A 21284-nucleotide genomic window follows, 5' to 3' on the forward strand; every position below is an offset into this window, starting at 1 on the left:
TTATTGGGGTGAAAATTTTCGGTTGAGTTATTTTTCAAAGAGGAATATTCGAACGTCCCAACGCAAGGGCATGTTGTCATAGGTTTGCCGTCTGGCGGCTTGACTATCCAAATGTGTTCTTAGGCGTCCGTCAAGACTTCAGATCAAGGAAGCAACCAGCATGGCACGTAACAAAATCGCCCTCATCGGTTCAGGCATGATCGGTGGAACGCTTGCACATCTGATCGGGCTCAAGGAGCTCGGCGACATCGTGCTCTTCGACATCGCCGAGGGCATGCCCCAGGGCAAGGCGCTCGACATTGCCCAGTCTTCGCCAGTGGATGATTTCGACGCCAAGCTTGCCGGCGCCAATGACTACTCCGCCATCGAAGGCGCTGATGTCGTCATCGTTACGGCCGGCGTGCCGCGCAAGCCGGGCATGAGCCGCGACGATCTTCTCGGCATCAACCTCAAGGTCATGGAACAGGTCGGCGCCGGCATCAAGAAATATGCGCCCGGCGCTTTCGTCATCTGCATCACCAATCCGCTGGACGCGATGGTCTGGGCGCTGCAGAAGTTTTCGGGCCTGCCGAAAAACATGGTCGTCGGCATGGCCGGCGTTCTCGACAGCGCGCGTTTCCGCTATTTCCTGGCTGAAGAATTCAAGGTTTCGGTGGAAGACGTCACCGCGTTCGTTCTCGGCGGCCACGGCGACTCAATGGTTCCGCTGACGCGCTATTCCACCGTTGCGGGCATTCCCCTGCCGGACCTCGTCAAGATGGGCTGGACGAGCCAGGAAAAGCTCGACCAGATCGTGCAGCGCACGCGTGATGGCGGCGCCGAAATCGTGGGTCTCCTCAAAACCGGCTCGGCCTATTATGCGCCCGCGGCATCGGCGGTGCAGATGGCGGAAGCCTATCTTAAGGACAAGAAGCGCGTTCTGCCCGTTGCTGCCCACCTCTCCGGGCAGTACGGCGTCAAGGACATGTATGTCGGCGTACCAGTCATCATCGGTGCGGGCGGCGTCGAACGCGTTATCGAGATCGACCTCAACAAGACCGAGGAAAAAGCCTTCGAAAATTCCGTCGCATCTGTTGCAGGTCTTTGCGAAGCCTGCATCGGCATCGCTCCGAACCTCAAGTAAATCCGGCCCCGGACCATTCTGAAACAATCCTCCGCGCGAGGATTTTTCGAGAGGAAACAGCTAAATGAATATTCACGAATATCAGGCGAAACGTCTGCTGCACACTTTTGGTGCGCCGATCGCCAACGGCGTTGCCGTCTATTCCGTCGAACAGGCGGAAGAATGGGCAAAGACGCTGCCGGGCCCGCTTTATGTGGTCAAGAGTCAGATCCATGCGGGCGGTCGCGGCAAGGGCAAGTTCAAGGAACTCGGCCCCGACGCAAAGGGCGGCGTTCGCCTGGCCCGCTCGGTCGAGGAAGTCGTTGCCAACGCCAGGGAAATGCTCGGCAACACGCTGGTTACCAAGCAGACCGGCCCCGCCGGCAGGCAGGTCAACCGCCTCTATATCGAGGACGGCGCCGATATCGAGCGTGAACTTTATCTGTCGATCCTCGTCGACCGCTCGGTCGGCCGTCCGTCCTTTGTCGTTTCAACCGAGGGCGGCATGGACATCGAGGCCGTCGCCCACGATACGCCAGAAAAGATCATCACCGTCGCGATCGATCCTGAAAAGGGCGTCACCGCGGATGATATCGCCAGGATCAGCGACGCTTATGGCCTCACTGGCGAAGCGCGCAAGGATGGAGAGACGCTGTTCCCGGCGCTCTACAAGGCATTCACCGAGAAGGACATGAGCCTGCTCGAGGTCAATCCGCTCATCGTCATGAAGGACGGCCGCCTGCGCGTTCTCGACGCCAAGGTCTCCTTCGACGGCAATGCGCTTTTCCGCCATCCTGACGTTGTCGAGCTGCGTGATATCTCGGAAGAAGACGACAAGGAGATCGAGGCGTCGAAATACGACCTCGCCTATGTCGCCCTCGACGGCAATATCGGCTGCATGGTCAATGGTGCTGGCCTCGCCATGGCTACGATGGACATCATCAAGCTCTATGGTGCTGAACCGGCGAACTTCCTCGACGTCGGCGGCGGCGCGAGTAAGGAGAAGGTAACGGCGGCGTTCAAGATCATCACTGCCGATCCGGCCGTGGAAGGTATCCTGATCAACATCTTCGGCGGCATTATGAAGTGCGATGTCATTGCCGAGGGCGTCATCGCGGCGGTCAAGGAAGTCGGCCTCAAGGTTCCTCTCGTGGTGCGCCTCGAAGGCACCAATGCCGAGCTTGGCAAGAAGATCATCAACGAGAGTGGCCTTAATGTTACGTCGGCCGACGACCTCGACGATGCAGCGCAGAAAATTGTCAAGGCGGTGAAGGGAAACTAAGGCATGTCTATTCTTGTCAACAAAGACACCAAGGTTCTCGTTCAGGGCCTGACCGGCAAGACCGGTACTTTCCACACCGAACAGGCGCTCGCCTATTACGGCACGCAGATGGTCGGCGGCATTCATCCGAAAAAGGGCGGCGAGACCTGGGAAGGCAAGTTGCCAACCGGCGCCAGCGCGCAGCTGCCGATTTTCGCTTCGGTTGCCGAGGGCCGGGACCGCACCGGCGCCAATGCCTCTGTGATCTATGTGCCGCCCGCAGGAGCGGCCGAAGCCATCATCGAAGCCATCGATGCGGAAGTTCCTTTGATCATCTGCATCACCGAAGGCATCCCGGTCATGGACATGGTGCGGGTCAAGGCGCGTCTCGATCGTTCGACATCGCGTCTGATCGGCCCGAACTGCCCGGGCGTTCTCACGCCTGAGGAATGCAAGATCGGCATCATGCCGGGCAACATCTTCATGAAAGGCTCGGTGGGTGTTGTATCCCGCTCCGGGACACTTACCTATGAAGCAGTGTTCCAAACGACGAACGAGGGCCTCGGCCAGACGACCGCTGTCGGAATCGGCGGCGATCCGGTCAAGGGTACCGAGTTCATCGATGTCCTGGAAATGTTCCTCGCTGACGAAGCGACGAAGTCGATCATCATGATCGGTGAAATCGGCGGCTCGGCTGAGGAAGATGCAGCGCAGTTCCTCGCCGACGAGGCCAAGCGTGGCCGCAAGAAGCCGATGGCCGGCTTCATTGCTGGCCGCACGGCCCCTGCGGGCCGGACCATGGGTCATGCGGGCGCGGTCATTTCCGGCGGCAAGGGCGGCGCAGAAGACAAGATTGCGGCCATGGAGGCAGCGGGCATCCGTGTTTCGCCTTCACCGGCGCAGCTTGGCAAGACGCTGGTCGAGGTCCTCAAGGGCTGACACCGACGGGCGCCAGACGCCTGACTAAGAAGAACTATCGATTGGGGCGGGCGCCGCCCCGATCAATCCCCGGGGCCCGATTGGCCTCAACCCAGAGCGTTTCCGGCTCAGAAGGCCCGGCGAGCTCGCACAAAGGGAGACGGAGTCGGTACTCCGGTCACATATATGGCACGTCAAGAACAGGCCAACGACATCTTCGCACTTACCTCGTTCCTCTATGGCGGCAATGCGCACTATATCGAGGAACTGCATGCCCAGTACGAAAAGGACCCGGCATCGGTCGGATCTGAGTGGCAGGAATTTTTCGCCAATCTCAACGATGCCAAGGACGACGTCATCAAGAACGCCAAGGGCGCGTCCTGGGAAAAGCCGAATTGGCCTATCGCCAGCAATGGCGAACTCGTCTCAGCGCTCGACGGCAATTGGGGCGAAGTTGAAAAGCACATCACCGACAAGCTGAAGGCGAAGTCCGCCAACGGCGCGGCGACCAATGGCGCTGCTGCTCCCGTTCTGACCGCCTCGGACAGCGACATCATCCACGCCGCGCGTGATTCCGTGCGCGCCATCATGATGATCCGCGCTTACCGCATGCGCGGCCATCTCCACGCCAAGCTCGATCCGCTCGGCCTCGCCGAGGTCAAGGAAGATTACAACGAGCTTTCGCCGGAGAGCTATGGTTTCTCGCCTGCCGACTACGACCGCAAGATCTTCATCGACAATGTGCTGGGTCTCGAATACGCAACGATCCCGCAGATGCTCGATATCCTCAAGCGCACCTATTGCTCGACGATCGGCGTCGAATTCATGCACATTTCTGATCCTGTCGAGAAGGCATGGATTCAGGAGCGGATCGAGGGGCCGGACAAGGGCGTTGCCTTCACCAATGAAGGCAAGAAGGCCATCCTTTCCAAGCTCGTCGAGGCGGAAGGTTTCGAACAGTTTATCGACGTCAAGTACAAGGGCACGAAGCGTTTCGGTCTCGACGGCGGCGAAGCGCTCATTCCGGCGCTCGAGCAGATCGTCAAGCGCGGCGGTTCGATGGGTCTCAAGGAGATCGTCCTCGGCATGGCCCACCGCGGCCGCCTCAACGTGCTGAGCCAGTTCATGGGCAAGCCGCACCGCGCGATTTTCCACGAGTTCAAGGGCGGCTCCTATACACCGGACGATGTCGAAGGTTCGGGCGATGTGAAGTACCACCTCGGCGCTTCCTCCGACCGTGAGTTCGACGGGAACAAGGTGCACCTGTCGTTGACGGCGAACCCGTCGCATCTTGAGATCGTCAATCCGGTCGTCATGGGCAAGGCGCGCGCCAAGCAGGATATCCTTGCCGGACGCGAGCGCGACGAGGTTGTCCCCCTCTCCGAACGCTCCAAGGTGATGCCGCTGCTGCTCCACGGCGATGCGGCCTTCGCTGGCCAGGGCGTCGTTGCGGAATGCCTCGGCCTTTCCGGTCTGCGCGGACACCGCGTTGCCGGTACTGTGCATTTCATCATCAACAACCAGATCGGCTTTACCACCAATCCGCGCTTTTCGCGTTCGTCGCCCTATCCGTCGGACGTTGCGAAGATGATCGAGGCACCGATCTTCCACGTCAACGGCGATGATCCTGAGGCGGTCGTCTACGTTGCCAAGATCGCCACTGAATACCGCATGACCTTCCATAAGCCGGTGGTCATCGACATGTTCTGCTACCGCCGTTTCGGTCACAATGAAGGTGACGAACCGGCGTTCACGCAGCCGATCATGTACAAGAAGATCCGCAGCCAGAAAACGACTGTCCAGCTCTACGCGGCAAAGCTCATCGAGGAAGGCCTGATCACTGAGGCCGACCTCGAGAAGATCCGTGCCACCTGGCGCGAAACGCTGGAGCAGGAGTTCGAATCCGGCCAGGCCTACAAGCCCAACAAGGCAGATTGGCTCGATGGCGCCTGGAGCGGCCTGCGGACGGCCGACAATGCCGATGAACAACGGCGCGGCAAGACCAGCATTCCTGTCAAGACGCTGAAGGAAATCGGCAAGAAGCTGGCCGAAGTACCGGCCGGGCTCAATGTCCACCGCACGATCCAGCGCTTCCAGGACAACCGCGCCAAGATGATCGAAACCGGCGAAGGTTTCGACTGGGCGACGGCTGAAGCTTTGGCATTCGGCTCCCTCGTCACGGAAGGGCACCCGGTGCGCCTCTCCGGCCAGGACGTCGAGCGCGGCACGTTCAGCCAGCGTCATTCGGTGCTGTACGATCAGGATACCGAGCAACGCTATATTCCGCTCAACAATCTGCAGAAGGGCCAGGCTCTTTACGAAGTCATCAACTCGATGCTTTCCGAAGAAGCAGTGCTCGGTTTCGAGTACGGCTATTCGCTGTCGGATCCACGCGCGCTGACGTTATGGGAAGCGCAGTTCGGCGACTTTGCCAACGGCGCGCAGGTCGTCTTCGACCAGTTCATATCATCGGGCGAGCGCAAGTGGCTGCGCATGTCCGGGCTCGTCTGTCTGCTGCCGCACGGTTATGAAGGCCAGGGTCCGGAGCATTCGTCTGCCCGTCTCGAGCGCTATCTGCAGCTTTGTGCGGAAGACAATATGCAGGTTGCGAACTGTACGACGCCGGCTAATTATTTCCATATCCTGCGCCGTCAGATGAAGCGCGACTTCCGCAAGCCGCTGATCCTGATGACGCCGAAGTCGCTGCTCCGCCACAAGCGGGCGGTCTCTTCGATCGGCGATTTCACTGGCGAATCATCGTTCCATCGTCTGCTTTGGGATGATGCGCAGCTTCTCAAGGATCAGCCGATCAAGTTGCAGAAGGACTCGAAGATCCGACGTGTTGTTCTGTGCTCGGGCAAAGTCTACTACGACCTTTACGAAGAGCGCGAAAAGCGTGGTATCGACGATGTCTACCTCTTGCGCGTTGAACAGCTCTACCCGTTCCCGGCCAAGGCCCTCATCACCGAGCTTTCCCGCTTCCGCAACGCGGAAATGGTGTGGTGCCAGGAAGAACCGAAAAACATGGGTGCCTGGGCATTCATCGATCCCTATCTCGAATGGGTCCTTGCACATATCGACGCCAAGCACCAGCGCGTGCGCTACACCGGCCGTCCCGCCGCCGCATCGACGGCAACGGGCCTCATGTCCAAACACCTTGCACAGCTCGAAGCATTCCTTGAAGATGCTTTGGGTTCCTAAGTAACTGACGATCAACGGAAGAGCGAACACATGGCTACCGAAATCCGCGTCCCTACGCTGGGCGAATCCGTTACCGAAGCAACCATTGGCAAATGGTTCAAGAAAGTCGGCGACGCGATTGCCGTTGACGAACCTTTGGTGGAACTCGAGACCGACAAGGTAACGATCGAAGTGCCGGCATCCGCTGCCGGTGCGCTGGCCGAAATCGCCGCCAAGGAAGGTGAAACGGTCGAAGTCGGCGCGCTGCTCGGCACGATTGGCGCTGCCGATGGCGCAACTGCCGCCCCTGCTGCCAAGAAGGAAGAGCCGAAGCCCGCGGCTGTCGCCCAGGCGTCGGGCGCCGGTGCTGCCGCCTCCACCGCAGAGGCCGCAGCCAAGACTGCCGAAGTTGCCGGGGAGCCGCCGATTGCCGAACGCCGTCCAAGCGAAATGCCTGCATCTCCGGCCGCCTCGAAGCTGCTCGCTGAAAAAGGCGTTTCGGTTTCGCAGGTCGAGGGCTCGGGCAAGCGCGGCCAGGTGCTGAAAGGTGACGTGCTCGACATCGTCGCCAAGGGTGTCCCGGCACAGCAGCCGGTATCCGAAGCGCCCAAGGCGGTTGCGCGCCCCGCTTCGCCGGCCGATGATGCGTCGCGCGAAGAGCGGGTGAAGATGACCCGCCTGCGCCAGACCATCGCCAAGCGCCTCAAGGATGCGCAGAACAGCGCTGCCATGCTAACCACCTATAACGAGGTGGACATGTCGGCGGTGATGGAACTTCGCAATCGCTACAAGGAGCTCTTCGAGAAGAAGCATGGCGTGAAGCTTGGCTTCATGGGCTTCTTCACCAAGGCTGTCACCCATGCGCTGAAGGAGATCCCGGCGGTCAACGCCGAGATCGACGGCAACGACATCATCTACAAGAACTTTGCCCATGTCGGCGTCGCCGTCGGCACGGACAAGGGTCTCGTCGTTCCAGTTGTGCGAAACGCTGACCAGATGTCGATCGCCGAGATCGAAAAAGAAATCGGCCGCCTCGGCAAGGCCGCCCGCGATGGCGCGCTGTCGATGGCGGACATGCAGGGCGGCACCTTCACGATTTCGAACGGTGGCGTCTATGGTTCGCTGATGTCCTCGCCGATCCTCAATGCCCCGCAGTCCGGTATTCTCGGCATGCATAAAATTCAGGAGCGTCCGGTTGTCGTCGGCGGCCAGATCGTTATCCGTCCGATGATGTATCTTGCCTTGAGCTACGATCATCGCATCGTCGACGGCAAGGAGGCGGTCACGTTCCTTGTCCGTGTCAAGGATACGCTCGAGGATCCGGAGCGTCTCGTACTCGACCTTTAGTGCCAATATTCCACCAAGCAGGACCGTCACCGGGCGGTCCTGCGGCCGGAGAATGAGCATGTCGCACTATCTTTACGAACTCAGTCGCGCGACTGGATTGGTGTTCATCGGGCTAGGCATCAAGCTCGCAACGCAGCAGGCGAGCAAGAACTGATGGGGTCACTGAAACGTCTCCACCGTCTGCATCTCGCCGCTGTTCTTGCAGCGAGCATGCCGCTGCTCGCAACGCCGGTCTTTGCCGCGTGCACGCAGGATCGTGCCGTCTATACCGACAAGGACGACGACTATACGCTGACCTTCAAGCGTGTTCCCGATGATGCGGAGGATGCCTCCAACGAGTTTTCGCTTCAGTTGAACGAAACCGATCTTCGGCTTGATGGCGTCGTTGCCTGGACCGAAGAAGTTGCCCGGCCGAATGGGACGATCTCCTATAAATGTCCGCCCGCGAAGACCGGTGAGGAGCTTGATACCTGCACCGTTTGGCAGGGCGTCATCTATGCGCTGACCGAGGGGGCCGACGCGGACCTCCTGCCCAAGGCCAAGGAACCTGCGGCGCAGGCCTTGCTGCTGCCGGACCTTACCAGCGCCATGACCCGCTACAATTTCAAGCTCGACAAGCCTGTCGAAGCTTTTCCCTGGGAAGTCTTTCGTTTCAAAGAATGCGTGCCCGAGCAGTAATCGCGCCGGGCGGATCGCGCACAGCGTCACAAGAGAAGGATTGAGTTATGGCATATGATGTCGTCGTCATCGGAACGGGTCCGGGTGGCTATGTCTGCGCGATCAAGGCTGCGCAGCTTGGCCTGAAGACCGCGGTGGTCGAGAAGCGCGCCACCTTTGGCGGCACCTGCCTGAATATCGGCTGCATCCCCTCAAAGGCTCTGCTGCATGCGTCCGAAGTGTTTCACGAGGCCGGCCATTCCCATGCCACCCTCGGCGTCGAAGTCGGTACGCTGAAGCTGAACTTGCCGGCCATGCTGGCGCACAAGGATGCGACGGTGGACGCCAACGTCAACGGCGTCGCGTTCCTGTTCAAGAAGAACAAGATCGATGCCTTCATTGGTACGGGCAAGATCATCGGCGCCGGCAAAGTTTCGGTGACCGCTGACGACGGTACTGTCCAGGAGATCGAGACGAAGAACATCGTGATAGCCACTGGCTCGGACGTCGCGGGCATTCCGGGTGTAAATGTCGATTTCGACGAAAAGGTCATTGTTTCGTCGACGGGTGCGCTCGAATTTCAGAAGGTCCCCGAAAGCCTGATCGTTGTCGGGGGCGGCGTCATCGGCCTCGAACTCGGATCGGTTTGGAGCCGTCTCGGATCGAAGGTGACTGTCGTCGAATATCTGGACAAGATTCTCGGGCCGATGGACGGTGACGTGTCCAAGCAGTTCCAGCGCATGCTCGAAAAGCAGGGCATCGAGTTCAAGATGGGCGCAAAGGTCATGGGCGTCGAGAAAGCCGGGAAGGGCGCGAAAGTTACCTTCGAACCGGTAAAGGGCGGCGACCCCCAGACGTTGGAGGCCGATGCGGTACTCGTTTCCACGGGGCGCCGGCCCTATACCGACGCGCTCGGTCTTGAAGAAGCCGGGATTGCCACCGAGCGCGGGCGCGTCGCGATCAACGATCATTGGCAGACCAACGTTGCGGGCATCTACGCGATCGGCGACGTCGTCGCCGGGCCGATGCTGGCGCACAAGGCCGAGGACGAAGGTATTGCCGTTGCGGAAATCCTCGCAGGGCAGGCGGGCCATGTGAATTATGATGCGATCCCGAGCGTCGTCTATACCCAACCTGAAGTCGCGTCGGTGGGTAAGACCGAGGAAGAATTGAAGGCGGCTGGCATCGACTACAAGGTCGGCAAGTTCCCGTTCACCGCCAACGGACGCGCCCGCGCCATGCTTCACACCGATGGTTTCGTCAAGATTTTGGCGGACAAGGCGAGCGACAAGGTTCTCGGCGTGCACATCCTCGGTTATGGGGCCGGAGAGATGATCCACGAAGCGACCGTGCTCATGGAATTCGGCGGTTCTTCGGAAGATCTGGCACGGACCACGCATGCCCACCCGACCATGTCCGAGGCTGTTCGCGAAGCCGCGCTCGCGACCTTCGCCAAAGCTATTCACATGTGACGGTTGATTCCAAAGGTTACGAAAAAGGCCCGGATATCCGGGCCTTTTTTGCATTCATCGTAATGCTCAAACTTACTGAGCAGGCGCCGGAGCAGCCGGTGCCGGCGTGGTCGTCGGTGCCGGAGCAGTTTCGGCAGGTGCCGGTGCCGGCGTTGCCGGAGCCATCGCGTTCGGTTCAGGCTTTGCCGGTTCCGGAGCTGTCGTCGTAGCGGGCGCAGTCGGTGCCGGTGCGGTCATCTCGTTGCTACCGCTGTTCAGATAGAAATAGCCGCCAACGATCAGTGCAGCGATCAGAATACCTGCGATAAGAAAACCGCTTGAGCCCGACTTCGCCGTTGCTCTCGGGTTCAAAGGTTCGGTCTCTATCGGCCGTTGCTGCAGGTTTGGATCATAGGTCATTTCGTGTCCTCCATGACATTTCAGGGCGTCCAATGGAAGGAAAACGGCTGCTTTTCAAATAAGTTCCAAAAAGCGACCCGCCTTATGCTGCGATGCACACATGCTCGAGCGATCGCGGTTACTCCGCGCTCACCAGATAGCCCTTGTTTCGCAGCAACGAAACGAGGCCATCCTTGCCCGGAAGGTGGAGGGCACCAACGGCGATAAAGGCATTACCCTGATCTATTATCGGAGAAGCCCGATCAGCCATGACGCGGTTGCGGGCATTGACCATCGTTTCTTCAAAGGCGGCGTAGCTACTACCGCTTTCGACGCCATCGGGCGAGACGGAGCGCATCAGAGGGAAGATCATGCCGATTTCGCCCTTCGTGTAGAGGACGGTCATCGTCTCGAAGATGTCGTTCAGTCGTGGACCGAGAGCGAGCGTTTCCATGAGACCATCGATATGGAACTGCATCGGTAGCGACGCCATGGCGCCGAGCTGGTCCTTTATCGTCTCGAGCCCCGCAACCTTTTTGCCTGCCGCCTGCGCATCCCGCGCCAGCTTGATGTCGAGAAAGGCGGTCCCGTCCTTGGTGCGGGCGAGTTCGCAAGCCGGCATGGCGAGCATGCTGGTCAGCATCCAGGGCTGCATGCGGTTGACCGCGGCGAGTGTCAGACCGCGCTGCTGAAGCGCCGCCTTGACGGCATCGACCTTGTCCTTCGGAATAAGCTTGTCGAGCGTGGTTGCATCCGTAAACATCATCAGTTCAGGGGTCTCGGCGAGAATTTTAAATTGCGCCTTGGGATCGAGCACTTCATCAGTTTCGATGACGACCGTATCGGCGCCCTGATACGCAGCCTGCGTTGCGTCCGACAGGTTGAGCACGCGCGGATCGGTAAGATGCATGGTTCCGAAAAGATAGGACGGCCTGATGCGGGGCTTTTCAATCTTCCACAGGAGCCCCGTGCCGTTCTCACTTGCAGCCGCCTGCTTTTGCAGTGTTTCAAGCTTCGCGGGCTCGGATTTCGCCATTGCAGCGATAATATCGTGGCCTCCACAGCTCAAATCATCCGCATGGGCGCGCGCTGCGCCAAGGGCAACGACGAAGAACGATGCGAGCAAGAGCCAGCTCAGTGCCGCCAGCAACTGGAGCAGGCGATCTGCTATACGGTCGAATATGACGGAGATATCCTGATTGTCCATGCCGGACTTTTACCAAGGGGCCTGCCGAGAAAGTGTTAATCTCTACCTGCAAATTGTCTCGAATATGAATTGCCCCGACATTTCAAGCGCGCGGATGCGCCTTTTCGTAGATTTCCAGGAGCCGCTCGCTGTCGACACCGGTATAGACTTGGGTCGTCGAAAGGCTGGCGTGGCCGAGGAGCTCCTGAATGGTGCGCAGATCGCCGCCCCGACCAAGAAGATGCGTTGCAAAGGAGTGGCGAAGAGCGTGCGGGGTCGCCGTATCGGGCAGCCCAAGCGCACTGCGCATTTTCTGCATGTCGCGCTGAATGATCGCGGGATGAAGCTCACCCCCGCGCGCGCCCCGGAAAAGGGGCGTTCCTTCCGCAAGGTCATAGGGGCAGAGCTTGCGATACTCTGCGACAGCGCGATGCACGATGGGTAGCAACGGCACCATGCGGGTCTTGCCGCCCTTGCCGGTGATAGGAATGGAACGCGCATCGGGATCGGTGAGTGCCCCGCCGTCAAGGCCGAGCGCTTCCGAGATGCGCAGGCCGCATCCATAAAGCAGCGTCAGTACTGCGGCGTTGCGTGCCGCAATCCAGGGTTCTTCATTGAGCTGTTCGCCCTTTTCAACCACCCGCCGTGCATCGATCATGGTCAGCGGTTTTGGCAGGGATTTTGGCTGGCGGGGCGATCGGATGGCGATGGATGCGGCGGCATTGGCCATGCCCTGCTTTTCCAGAAAGCGCAGAAACGAGCGTATGCCGGCGAGCCCGCGCCCGAGCGTGCGGGCGCCTGCGCCATCGTTGCGCCGCCTTGCAAGGAAGGAGCGGAGGTCGACGATCCGCAACGTCGCAACATCCTTCAGCGCCGGCGGCTCGCCGAGATGTCCCGTCAGGAACTGGAAGAACTGGCGCGTATCGCGCTCATAGGCATCGAGCGTATTGGCGGCGAGCCGGCGTGTGTTCTTCAATGATTTCAGCCAGTTCTCGCGGGCGTCCACGAGATCCGGACGGGCGGAGACAAGAAACTCGGCCGGCTTCGGTACTGCGCCCATTGCATCGCTCCTTTTAACCATCGCCGCGACAGTGCCACAGGAGTCCTTTCCGGTTCGTTTCTGGTTTTGCTTGGCGTTTCGCCGTAGAAAGGCTAATCCAAAAACTCGAAACTTCAGTACGGAACGTCATGGCAAAGTTGAAAGATCCAGTGCAATTGGCAGTGATCGGCGCTGCACACGGCACGCGAGGCGAACTCAGGGTAAAAACATTCACCGGCGATCCCATGGCGCTTGGCGATTACGGGATGCTTTACGACGAAACCGGCCGGCCCTTCGAGGTTCTCGATATCCGGCCGGCGAAAACCGTTGTCGTCGTGCGCTTTCGCGGCGTGAACGACCGCAACATGGCGGAAGCGCTTAACGGCACGACGCTCTTCATCGACCGTTCGCAATTGCCGCAGGACCTTGATGAAGACGAGTACTACCACTCCGACCTGATTGGACTTGAGGCTGTAGACGCCGATGGCAACACGTTCGGCAAAGTGTCCGCCATGTTCGATTTCGGCGGCGGCGATCTCCTCGAACTGACCATGCATGGCAAGCGACCGATGCTTGTTCCGTTCACGCAGGCAGCCGTGCCGAGCGTGGACGTGAAGGCGGGACATGTCGTCATCGATCCCGTGGCCGCAGGTCTTATCCCCGATGCCGACGAGGCCGAAGAGCGGCGGCGGCAACTCGGGGGAGAATCCGGGGGAAACACCAAGCCATGAGCAGTGAGGGGTTCCGCGCCACGGTCCTGACGCTTTATCCCGAAATGTTTCCGGGCCCGCTCGGCATCTCGCTTGCCGGGAAAGCGCTCAACGAGGGAGCCTGGTCACTCGAAACGGTGCAAGTTCGCGACTTTGCCACCGACAAGCACCGCATGGTCGACGATACACCGGCGGGCGGCGGCGCAGGCATGGTCATGAAGCCTGATGTCCTCGGGCGCGCGGTTGATCACGTGGCCGATGGCAGGCCCAAACTTTTCATGAGCCCGCGCGGCAAGCCGCTCACGCAAGAGCGTGTGCGCCAGCTTGCCGACGGCCCGGGTGCCATTATCCTGTGCGGGCGCTTCGAGGGCGTGGACGAGAGACTGATCGAAGCGCGGCAGTTCGAGGAGGTCTCGATCGGCGACTACATTCTTTCCGGCGGCGAAACTGCTGCGATCGTCGTTCTCGATGCCATCGTAAGGCTTTTGCCCGGGGTGATGGGCAATGCGCTGTCAGGTGAGACTGAAAGTTTTGAGACGGGATTGCTTGAGCATCCGCATTATACCAAGCCGCAGGAATGGGAGGGGAGGCGTATCCCCGATGTTCTCCTTTCCGGCAACCATGGGGCGATCGAGAAGTGGCGGCGTGCCGAAGCCGAGCGTTTGACGCGAGAGCGGCGGCAAGACCTCTGGGATGCCCATGGCAAACGGACGAAGCGATAGCTGGGTAAAAAGATTGACGCACGGAGGTGACAAACCGGCTTTAATGGTGTATCTGCCCGCCAACTCCGGAAAAATCCGGATCCATTAATCAATGAATGGTGAATTCGCTCCTGCCTCCCTTGAGGCATAGAAACGCGGCCAAATATGCTGCGTGCCAAGTGCCGAGCGCTCTGACTGTTCGAGAAGAACGTAAAGGATGAAGACGATGGATATTATTCGTCAGCTCGACGCAGAACAGAAGGCAAAGATCGAAGCCAAGCGCACCCTTCCGGATTTCAAGCCGGGCGACACGGTCCGCGTCAACGTACGCGTTACCGAAGGTACGCGCACCCGCGTTCAGGCCTATGAAGGCGTATGCATCGCCCGCAGCGGCGCTGGCCTCAACGAGAACTTTACGGTTCGCAAGATTTCCTACGGCGAAGGCGTCGAGCGCGTTTTCCCGATCTATTCCCCGTTGGTCGAGGGCGTCGAGCTCGTTCGCCGCGGCAAGGTTCGCCGCGCCAAGCTCTACTACCTGCGCGGCCTGACTGGTAAGGCTGCCCGCATTGCCGAGAAGAAGGACAACCGCAAGGGCAAGACCGCGGTTCCGGCTACCGGCACTGCCGAGACTGTTTCGGAAGCCACCGTCGCCAAGGCACCGGCTGCCGAATAAGCGCAGGCTCCATGGATTTGAACAAGGCGGTCTTCGGGCCGCCTTTTTCATTTTCGGAGTAATTTTGCCCCCGTTCACAACTGACAGTAGGATTGCGACCCTTGCGGGATTGACGGCTCAACGCCAAGGTGAAATCTGTTTCGCTTCAGACGAATGAGGGGCTGAGATAATGTTGCGATCCGTTTTGATAGCCGGGCTTATGCTCGCCGCGCTGCCGTTTACCGCTTTTGCAGCAGACCTGCCTGACCTTGGCGGCAAGAAGGTTGCCATCGTTACCGAGAACGCCTACCCGCCTCTGCAGTTCGTTGATCCCAAGACCGGCAAGCCGATTGGTTGGGAATATGATGCCATGAACGAGATCGCCAAGCGGCTCAACTTCCAGGTCGAATATCTCAATACGAGTTGGGACGCGATGATCCAGGCGGTGTCCGACAACCAGTACCAGATCGGTATGGACGGCATCACAATCAATGACGAGCGCAAGCAGAAGATCGACTTCTCAGAACCCTATATGCGATCCGAGCAATTCATGCTCGTGCGCAGCGACGAGAAACGCTTCACCGATCCGAAGAGCTTTGCTGAGGTCAAGGACACGCTGGTCGGATCGCAGCCGGGTACGACCAACTTCTACGTCGCTGTCTATAACGTGCTTGACGGCAATGAGCAGAATCCGCGCATCAAGCTCTTCGAGACATTCGGCGCGACAATCGAAGCGTTGAAGACGGGTGACGTCGACCTCGTCCTGACCGACAGCACTGCGGGCAAAGGCTACGTCGATGCGTCCGGCGGCAAGCTGAAGCTGATCGGCGGGCCACTTGGTGCCGAGGATTTCGGCTTCATATTTCCCAAGGGGTCGGACCTGAAGGCCCCCGTCGATGCAGCAATTGCGGCGCTTAAGGCCGACGGCACATTCGAAGCGCTCAACAAGAAATGGTTCCTCGACTACAAGCTCGGGCAGTGACAAGCGCCAGACCTTCACGCGCAGTCAAGCCGGACTTCCCATGGTGGCTGGTTGTTGCCGGAACGATTGCCATCGCGCTCGGCATCGCCATTCTCGTCAGCCCGATCTACGGGCAAGTTTTCGCGACCGTGTCACAAGGCATCTGGATCACGGTCTGGGTGTCGCTTCTCGCATTTTGCCTCGCTTCCGTGCTGGGTCTGGCGCTCGCCGTCATGAGCCTCTCGGACCATATCGCAATAAGGCAGGCAGCGCGCTTCTACGTCGAGGTCGTGCGCGGCGTGCCGCTTCTCGTGCTGCTGTTTTATATCGCCTTTGTCGGCGTTCCGGCGCTGGTTTCGCTGTGGAATTTTCTTTCTCAACCGCTGCAAAGCGCTGGCTTGATCGAACCGGCCCTCGTGCGGGATTTTTCGTTGCTTTGGCGGGCGATCATTGCGTTGATGCTCGCTTATGCGGCGTTTCTTGCCGAGATATTCAGGGCAGGCATCCAGGCGGTCGACAAGGGACAGATAGAAGCAGCCAAGGCGCTGGGTCTCACGCGGCTGCAGCGCTTCCGGCTGATCGTCATGCCGCAGGCAATCCGCACGATCCTACCACCTTACGGCAATGATTTTATCTCGATGGTGAAAGATTCGTCGCTGGTCTCGGTGCTGGGTGTGGTCGACGTCACGCAGATGGGAAAAGTCTATGCCTCCGGTTCATTCCGCTTTTTTGAAACCTATTCGGTCGTTGCCTATATCTACCTTCTCCTGACTATCAGCCTGTCACTTGCATTGCGATGGATCGAACGAAGACTGGGGCGGTCCGACCGTCGCTGAATCGGCGCGAAGAGCGGCGCTTTGTCGCCGGAATATTACTTTTCTCGCTTGTTTCTTGACGTAACTGGACCTCAAGTGCATATGTCCACGAAATAATTGAAAAGCACAAAACCGTGCCGAGGATAGAACTATGACTGCGCCACGCACACTTTATGACAAGATTTGGGATGACCATCTGGTCGATCAGCAGGAAGACGGCACATGCCTCCTCTATATTGATCGCCATCTTGTCCATGAAGTGACAAGCCCGCAGGCTTTCGAAGGTCTTCGCCTGACCGGGCGCAAGGTGCGTCATCCGGAAAAGACGCTTGCCGTGGTCGACCACAACGTTCCGACTTCGCCCGACCGGGTCAACGGCATCAAGAACGAAGAAAGCCGCATCCAGGTTGAGGCGCTTGCCAAGAACGCCGCGGATTTCGGCGTCGAATATTATTCGGAGAAGGATATTCGCCAGGGCATCGTCCACATCATCGGGCCCGAGCAGGGCTTTACCCTGCCCGGCATGACGATCGTTTGCGGCGATAGCCACACCTCCACCCATGGCGCCTTCGGGGCGCTCGCCCATGGCATCGGCACGTCCGAGGTCGAGCACGTGCTCGCCACGCAGACGCTGATCCAGTCAAAGGCCAAGAACATGTTGGTGCGCGTCGACGGCAAGCTGCCGCAAGGGGTCACCGCCAAGGACATCATCCTCGCCATCATCGGCGAGATCGGCACGGCCGGTGGCACCGGTTACGTTATCGAATATGCTGGCGAGGCGATCCGCGACCTGTCCATGGAAGGCCGCATGACGATCTGCAACATGTCGATCGAAGGCGGAGCCCGCGCCGGACTCATAGCGCCAGATGAAACCACTTTCGCCTACGTCAAGGACAAGCCGCGCGCGCCGAAGGGCCAGGCCTGGGACATGGCGATCGACTATTGGAAGACGCTTCACACCGACGAGGGTGCGCATTTCGACAAGGTTGTCGTGCTCAATGCGGCGGAACTTCCGCCCATCGTTTCCTGGGGTTCTTCGCCGGAAGACGTCGTCTCTGTGACGGGCACCGTGCCCAATCCGGACGACATCGCCGACGAGACGAAGCGCAGTTCGAAGTGGCGCGCGCTCGACTATATGGGCCTGAAGCCCGGAACGCCGATCACCGACATCAAGCTCGACCGCGTCTTCATCGGGTCATGCACCAATGGCCGCATCGAAGATCTGCGCGCTGTCGCCAAGGTCGTTGAAGGCCGCAAGGTCAGCGAGCACGTCGATGCCATGATCGTTCCGGGCTCCGGCATCGTCAAGCAGCAGGCGGAAGCCGAGGGACTCGACAAGATCTTTAAGGAAGCCGGGTTCGATTGGCGTGAGCCGGGTTGCTCCATGTGCCTTGCCATGAATGACGACCGCCTGAAGCCGGGCGAACGTTGCGCGTCCACGTCGAACCGCAATTTCGAGGGCCGCCAGGGCTTCAAGGGCCGCACGCACCTTGTTTCTCCGGCAATGGCCGCAGCCGCCGCGATCGCCGGTCACTTCATCGACATCCGCGATTGGAAATAATCGCTGTTGCCCTCCCCTCCGGGGAGGGTGCTACTGTTTGTCGGCAGCGCCTTTAGGCTTTGAAGCTCAGCCCCGCCCGCGATAGGGCTGAACGCCCTGGTCAGGCAGCCAAAGCCCCTCGGGTGCCGGCGCCGATTGCCAAAACACATCGATCGGAATCCCGCCGCGCGGATACCAGTAGCCGCCGATGCGTAGCCATTGTGGCCTGATGGCGTCGACGATGCGCTTGCCGATACCCACCGTGCAATCTTCGTGGAATGCGCCGTGGTTGCGGAAGCTGAAAAGGAAGAGCTTGAGCGACTTCGATTCCAGCAGGAACTCACCCGGCGCATAATCGATCATCAGATGGCCGAAGTCGGGCTGGCCGGTAACCGGGCAGAGCGACGTGAACTCCGGGCAGGTGAAGCGCGCAAGAAACAGCGTTCCGGCCTGTGGGTTGGGGACGGCATCAAGCACGGCTTCATCGGGATGCTGCGGAATCTTGACATCCTTGCCGAGCATTGTTGCCTCATCTGCATAGTGGCTCATGCTGCTGCCTTTCTTGTCTCGAACTCGCCATTGTAATCGAAGCCCTCGCCGCGGCTGGCGCGGTATATGCCGAGTCCTGCACTGTCGGCGCACGATTTGACAGCACCGAGGTCGGTGATCAGTTTGCGCTTCGGATCCAGGAAATTTTGGCCGTGCAGCCGCTTGTTCTCGTGGCCGTCGGGAAAGGAATGCGGCAAACGGTGCGCCGCTTCAAAGTTAAAGTCGATAAAAATTCGCATGTTGTCCTCGGTCAGCTATGGCGCAATACAGGCGCCCGCCAAGGCTTGTCGTTAGGGCAAGCCGATCAATTTATGTGTCTACGTGCTCAGCCGCCAAAGCGGATGGGCGAGGCAATAGGCCGCTGCAGATGCACATGCGCGGCGGTTTGCGCCCGATCACCGATGAGGTCAAGAGTTTCAGATGGAAATGCTCGAAGGAAAGCGTCGTAAAGCGCGAGGGATGAACCTCGCTTTGTCTCTGCGATAGACAAGTTTGAACTCGTTGCCGCGGGTCTGGATCAGTTTCGGCGAAACGCCAATCCCGTCGAGCCCCTTCAGGCGCAGCGGGGAGGTCTACTCGCAGCCGGGGTGAGCGATGACGGGCGTTTCGTTCCAATCGAGGCCATACATATAGCCGCGTCCCTGGATGACGAGCGGACTGTCGCAGCCCGTATTGGGAGGGGGAACGGTTCCAACCACACGTGGATCGCTGACAGGCGAGATCACCGCCGGACCCTTGCCACGCTTATAGACCGGAACCTGTCGACGGATGTCCCGGCCAAGCGTATCGGACTTTGCCGCAGAAGCGCCGACAAAGATGATCTTTGGTCCGCCCTCTTCGTGCAGGACGACGTTGCCGTACTCGTCGCCATAGGCGTTGCTGGCATTGTTGCCGTTCGCGGCCGCAAGTTGCGGAACCAGCAACAGCGCGAGTGCAACGGATGCAACTGACGATTTCAACAACACACTTTGCATCAAGGACATTTGTCATCCCTCATCGGCTAGCTTCCTTGATCGCAGCATTAATCTTTTATTAACAATTGTCATCTGCCCATCGCTAATCAAATCGATTTTCATCCGCGCTGCTGGTTGACGGGCCCGGCAAATCAACCAATCCTTGGCGCCAACAAACCGGCTCGACCGGTGCGATCCAAGGGATGGAAGCCGACATGACCAAGAAGACCACGGACGAGCACGCAATCGACATTTCGCAGCTCCATCTTAGCCATGCCCATGAGTTCGCGCCCCTGCTCGCCAGCTACGCGCAAGCATTGAAGCGCGGCGCACCGCGCCGCCCCGACGATTACTACGCCGAAAACCTGTTGCGCGACCGCGCCGCCGAGATCGCGGGTGCGCGCCTCGATGGTCAACTTGTGGGTTTTGTCATCTTCTACGATCTGCCGGAACCGGTTTCAGGCATGCGCGCCGGCCAGGTCGATCATATCTACGTGCACCACGATCACCGCGGCAAAGGCATCGCCAAGGCATTGATCGATGTCCTCGCCGACAAGGCCGAGGAGCGCGGCTGGACCAAGCTGTCGCTTAATGCCCCGCGCATTCCAGAGGACGGTCGCAAGCTGTACGAGCAGGTCGCGGCGCCGGCCGACTGGACAAGCTTCATCATACGCTTTGGCAATCAATAGATTGTCCGCAACGAAGGGTTGTTTTGCGGTGTAACACGTCGCGTGCGAGACAGGCTGCGTCGCCACCAAAATAGCTGCGCAGTGCCTTCGGGACGGCGTCAGGGATATGAACTGGAGAGACTCAATCAAGTATTTTTTGCAGTGAACAATAATGCCGCTCCTATCAATTATGGAGCCATTTTGCCGGTTTAAACGATTGAATTTTATGAATAAACCATAAGTGCTTGCTATTGGAGCCATTTCGCAGCATGAGGGTGCGGAAAGGGCTTTGACGCAGTGCAAAAACCGGATTAAAACCCTTCTAAATTGCCTCTCGCAGCCTTTCGGCCCTGCCCGCCATTCGAGGTGAGGCGCTCAATTTGGAAACGCCATGAGCAAGTCATCAATACATGCAAACCGGCCCCTGTCGCCGCATTTGCAGATCTACAAGCCAATCCCAACCATGGTCATGTCGATCGTCCACCGCGTTACCGGTGCGGCGCTTTATGTCGGCACGCTGCTGGTTGCCTGGTGGTTGATCGCGGCAGCGATCGGCGAAGACTATTTCAACTTCGTCAATGCGATTTACGGCTCGTGGCTCGGTCTTCTGGTTCTGCTCGGCTACACCTGGGCGCTCATCCATCACATGATCGGCGGCATCCGCCACCTGATTTGGGATACGGGACGCGGCCTCGAAAAAGAAACCACCACCAAGATGGCCTGGGGCTCGCTCATTCTTTCGGTCACGCTGACGATCCTCGTCTGGATCGCCGCATTCACAATAGCCTAGAACAAGGAGGCGGAACGATGGGCGACATGCGCACGCCGCTCGGCAAGGTTCGCGGATTGGGTTCCGCCAGGGAAGGCACCGAGCACTTCTGGCGCCAACGGCTGACGGCCGTTGCCAACGTGCCCCTGCTTCTGTTTTTTATCGGACTGATCCTCTCCCTGCATGGAGCCAGCTATGCGGAAACGAAAGCCGCGCTTTCCCATCCGCTGACGGCATTGGTCCTGTTGATGGTGATCATTTCCGCCCTATATCACATGCGACTCGGCATGCAGGTGATCATTGAAGATTACGTCCATGGCGAAGGGTCGAAGATCGTCCTTTTGATGCTCAACACCTTCTTCACGCTGGCGGTTGGCGTCGTCAGCATCTTTGCCATCCTCAAGCTAAGCTTTGGAGGCTGAGCCA

At 59.2% G+C, this 21284-nt stretch carries 22 protein-coding genes; 16 read left to right on the forward strand and 6 right to left on the reverse strand.

Going from position 1 to position 21284, the window contains the following annotated elements; translation table 11 throughout:
- Nucleotides 1–160 precede the first annotated feature (160 nt).
- The 7 genes from mdh to lpdA all read left to right on the forward strand — a co-directional run bounded on the left by mdh (nucleotide 161) and on the right by lpdA (nucleotide 9937).
- Complete coding sequence (gene mdh / locus GF108_RS04195) at nucleotides 161–1123, forward strand: malate dehydrogenase (RefSeq protein WP_027230988.1); 963 nt, start codon at nucleotides 161–163, stop codon at nucleotides 1121–1123.
- 64 nt (nucleotides 1124–1187) lie between these two features.
- On the forward strand, nucleotides 1188–2384 hold the full coding sequence (sucC, locus tag GF108_RS04200; protein ID WP_153666969.1) for an ADP-forming succinate--CoA ligase subunit beta: 1197 nt from the start codon (nucleotides 1188–1190) through the stop codon (nucleotides 2382–2384).
- A gap of 3 nt (nucleotides 2385–2387) precedes the next feature.
- Nucleotides 2388–3302 (forward strand): succinate--CoA ligase subunit alpha, encoded by a 915-nt coding sequence (sucD, locus tag GF108_RS04205; protein WP_027230990.1) that lies wholly within the window; start codon nucleotides 2388–2390, stop codon nucleotides 3300–3302.
- Between the two features lie 165 nt (nucleotides 3303–3467).
- A complete protein-coding gene (locus GF108_RS04210; RefSeq protein ID WP_153666970.1) occupies nucleotides 3468–6482 on the forward strand; it encodes a 2-oxoglutarate dehydrogenase E1 component in 3015 nt (1004 codons plus the stop codon).
- 30 nt (nucleotides 6483–6512) lie between these two features.
- A complete protein-coding gene (gene odhB / locus GF108_RS04215) occupies nucleotides 6513–7808 on the forward strand; it encodes a 2-oxoglutarate dehydrogenase complex dihydrolipoyllysine-residue succinyltransferase (protein ID WP_153666971.1) in 1296 nt (431 codons plus the stop codon).
- Nucleotides 7809–7961: 153 nt separating this feature from the next.
- The gene (locus GF108_RS04220; protein ID WP_113279977.1) at nucleotides 7962–8486 is read left to right on the forward strand and encodes a hypothetical protein; all 525 of its coding nucleotides are present in this window, start codon (nucleotides 7962–7964) and stop codon (nucleotides 8484–8486) included.
- A gap of 47 nt (nucleotides 8487–8533) precedes the next feature.
- Entirely contained in the window at nucleotides 8534–9937 is a 1404-nt protein-coding gene (gene lpdA, locus GF108_RS04225; protein ID WP_153666972.1) for a dihydrolipoyl dehydrogenase, read from the forward strand.
- Between the two features lie 72 nt (nucleotides 9938–10009).
- Here the strand turns inward: lpdA and GF108_RS04230 are convergent, their stop codons facing one another.
- The 3 genes from GF108_RS04230 to GF108_RS04240 all read right to left on the reverse strand — a co-directional run bounded on the left by GF108_RS04230 (nucleotide 10010) and on the right by GF108_RS04240 (nucleotide 12561).
- A complete protein-coding gene (locus tag GF108_RS04230; RefSeq protein WP_210386053.1) occupies nucleotides 10010–10336 on the reverse strand; it encodes a hypothetical protein in 327 nt (108 codons plus the stop codon).
- A gap of 118 nt (nucleotides 10337–10454) precedes the next feature.
- On the reverse strand, nucleotides 10455–11522 hold the full coding sequence (locus GF108_RS04235) for a TraB/GumN family protein (RefSeq protein ID WP_153666973.1): 1068 nt from the start codon (nucleotides 11520–11522) through the stop codon (nucleotides 10455–10457).
- Between the two features lie 82 nt (nucleotides 11523–11604).
- Nucleotides 11605–12561 carry a tyrosine recombinase XerC gene (locus GF108_RS04240; protein ID WP_153666974.1) on the reverse strand — a complete coding sequence of 319 codons (957 nt, stop codon included), beginning with the start codon at nucleotides 12559–12561 and terminating at the stop codon, nucleotides 11605–11607.
- A gap of 128 nt (nucleotides 12562–12689) precedes the next feature.
- Here GF108_RS04240 and rimM point away from each other — a divergent pair, with 128 nt between their 5' ends.
- From rimM to leuC, 6 genes are all read left to right on the forward strand, one after another.
- Nucleotides 12690–13271 carry a ribosome maturation factor RimM gene (gene rimM / locus GF108_RS04245; protein ID WP_153666975.1) on the forward strand — a complete coding sequence of 194 codons (582 nt, stop codon included), beginning with the start codon at nucleotides 12690–12692 and terminating at the stop codon, nucleotides 13269–13271.
- Complete coding sequence (gene trmD / locus GF108_RS04250) at nucleotides 13268–13972, forward strand: tRNA (guanosine(37)-N1)-methyltransferase TrmD (protein ID WP_153666976.1); 705 nt, start codon at nucleotides 13268–13270, stop codon at nucleotides 13970–13972. The genes rimM and trmD overlap by 4 nt, the downstream gene beginning before the upstream one ends.
- Nucleotides 13973–14177: 205 nt before the next feature.
- Entirely contained in the window at nucleotides 14178–14624 is a 447-nt protein-coding gene (gene rplS, locus GF108_RS04255; protein ID WP_027230999.1) for a 50S ribosomal protein L19, read from the forward strand.
- 169 nt (nucleotides 14625–14793) lie between these two features.
- Nucleotides 14794–15585, forward strand: a complete 792-nt coding sequence (locus GF108_RS04260) for a transporter substrate-binding domain-containing protein (RefSeq protein WP_153666977.1) — start codon at nucleotides 14794–14796, stop codon at nucleotides 15583–15585.
- Nucleotides 15582–16400, forward strand: coding sequence for an amino acid ABC transporter permease (locus GF108_RS04265; RefSeq protein ID WP_370462072.1), 819 nt, complete (start codon nucleotides 15582–15584; stop codon nucleotides 16398–16400). Before GF108_RS04260 ends, GF108_RS04265 begins: the two co-directional genes overlap by 4 nt.
- Nucleotides 16401–16530: 130 nt before the next feature.
- On the forward strand, nucleotides 16531–17940 hold the full coding sequence (gene leuC, locus GF108_RS04270) for a 3-isopropylmalate dehydratase large subunit (RefSeq protein ID WP_027231001.1): 1410 nt from the start codon (nucleotides 16531–16533) through the stop codon (nucleotides 17938–17940).
- 66 nt (nucleotides 17941–18006) lie between these two features.
- On the opposite strand, the gene queF is transcribed toward leuC, so the two are convergent.
- From queF to GF108_RS04285, 3 genes are all read right to left on the reverse strand, one after another.
- Nucleotides 18007–18441, reverse strand: coding sequence for a preQ(1) synthase (gene queF / locus GF108_RS04275; RefSeq protein WP_370462098.1), 435 nt, complete (start codon nucleotides 18439–18441; stop codon nucleotides 18007–18009).
- A gap of 23 nt (nucleotides 18442–18464) precedes the next feature.
- Nucleotides 18465–18707 (reverse strand): hypothetical protein, encoded by a 243-nt coding sequence (locus GF108_RS22680; protein WP_153666980.1) that lies wholly within the window; start codon nucleotides 18705–18707, stop codon nucleotides 18465–18467.
- Nucleotides 18708–19040: 333 nt separating this feature from the next.
- Nucleotides 19041–19451: a hypothetical protein gene (locus GF108_RS04285; protein ID WP_153666981.1), complete on the reverse strand. Its 411-nt coding sequence runs from the start codon at nucleotides 19449–19451 to the stop codon at nucleotides 19041–19043.
- A gap of 185 nt (nucleotides 19452–19636) precedes the next feature.
- On the opposite strand from GF108_RS04285, the gene GF108_RS04290 reads away from it, so the two are divergent.
- The 3 genes from GF108_RS04290 to sdhD all read left to right on the forward strand — a co-directional run bounded on the left by GF108_RS04290 (nucleotide 19637) and on the right by sdhD (nucleotide 21280).
- On the forward strand, nucleotides 19637–20110 hold the full coding sequence (locus tag GF108_RS04290; RefSeq protein WP_027231006.1) for a GNAT family N-acetyltransferase: 474 nt from the start codon (nucleotides 19637–19639) through the stop codon (nucleotides 20108–20110).
- A 370-nt stretch (nucleotides 20111–20480) separates the two neighbouring features.
- Nucleotides 20481–20879, forward strand: a complete 399-nt coding sequence (gene sdhC, locus GF108_RS04295) for a succinate dehydrogenase, cytochrome b556 subunit (RefSeq protein WP_153666982.1) — start codon at nucleotides 20481–20483, stop codon at nucleotides 20877–20879.
- 17 nt (nucleotides 20880–20896) lie between these two features.
- Nucleotides 20897–21280, forward strand: coding sequence for a succinate dehydrogenase, hydrophobic membrane anchor protein (sdhD, locus tag GF108_RS04300; protein ID WP_091947627.1), 384 nt, complete (start codon nucleotides 20897–20899; stop codon nucleotides 21278–21280).
- The last annotated feature ends 4 nt before the right edge of the window (nucleotides 21281–21284 follow it).

This window comes from Phyllobacterium sp. SYP-B3895, from assembly GCF_009647635.1.
Taxonomy (GTDB): Bacteria; Pseudomonadota; Alphaproteobacteria; order Rhizobiales; family Rhizobiaceae; genus Phyllobacterium; species Phyllobacterium pellucidum.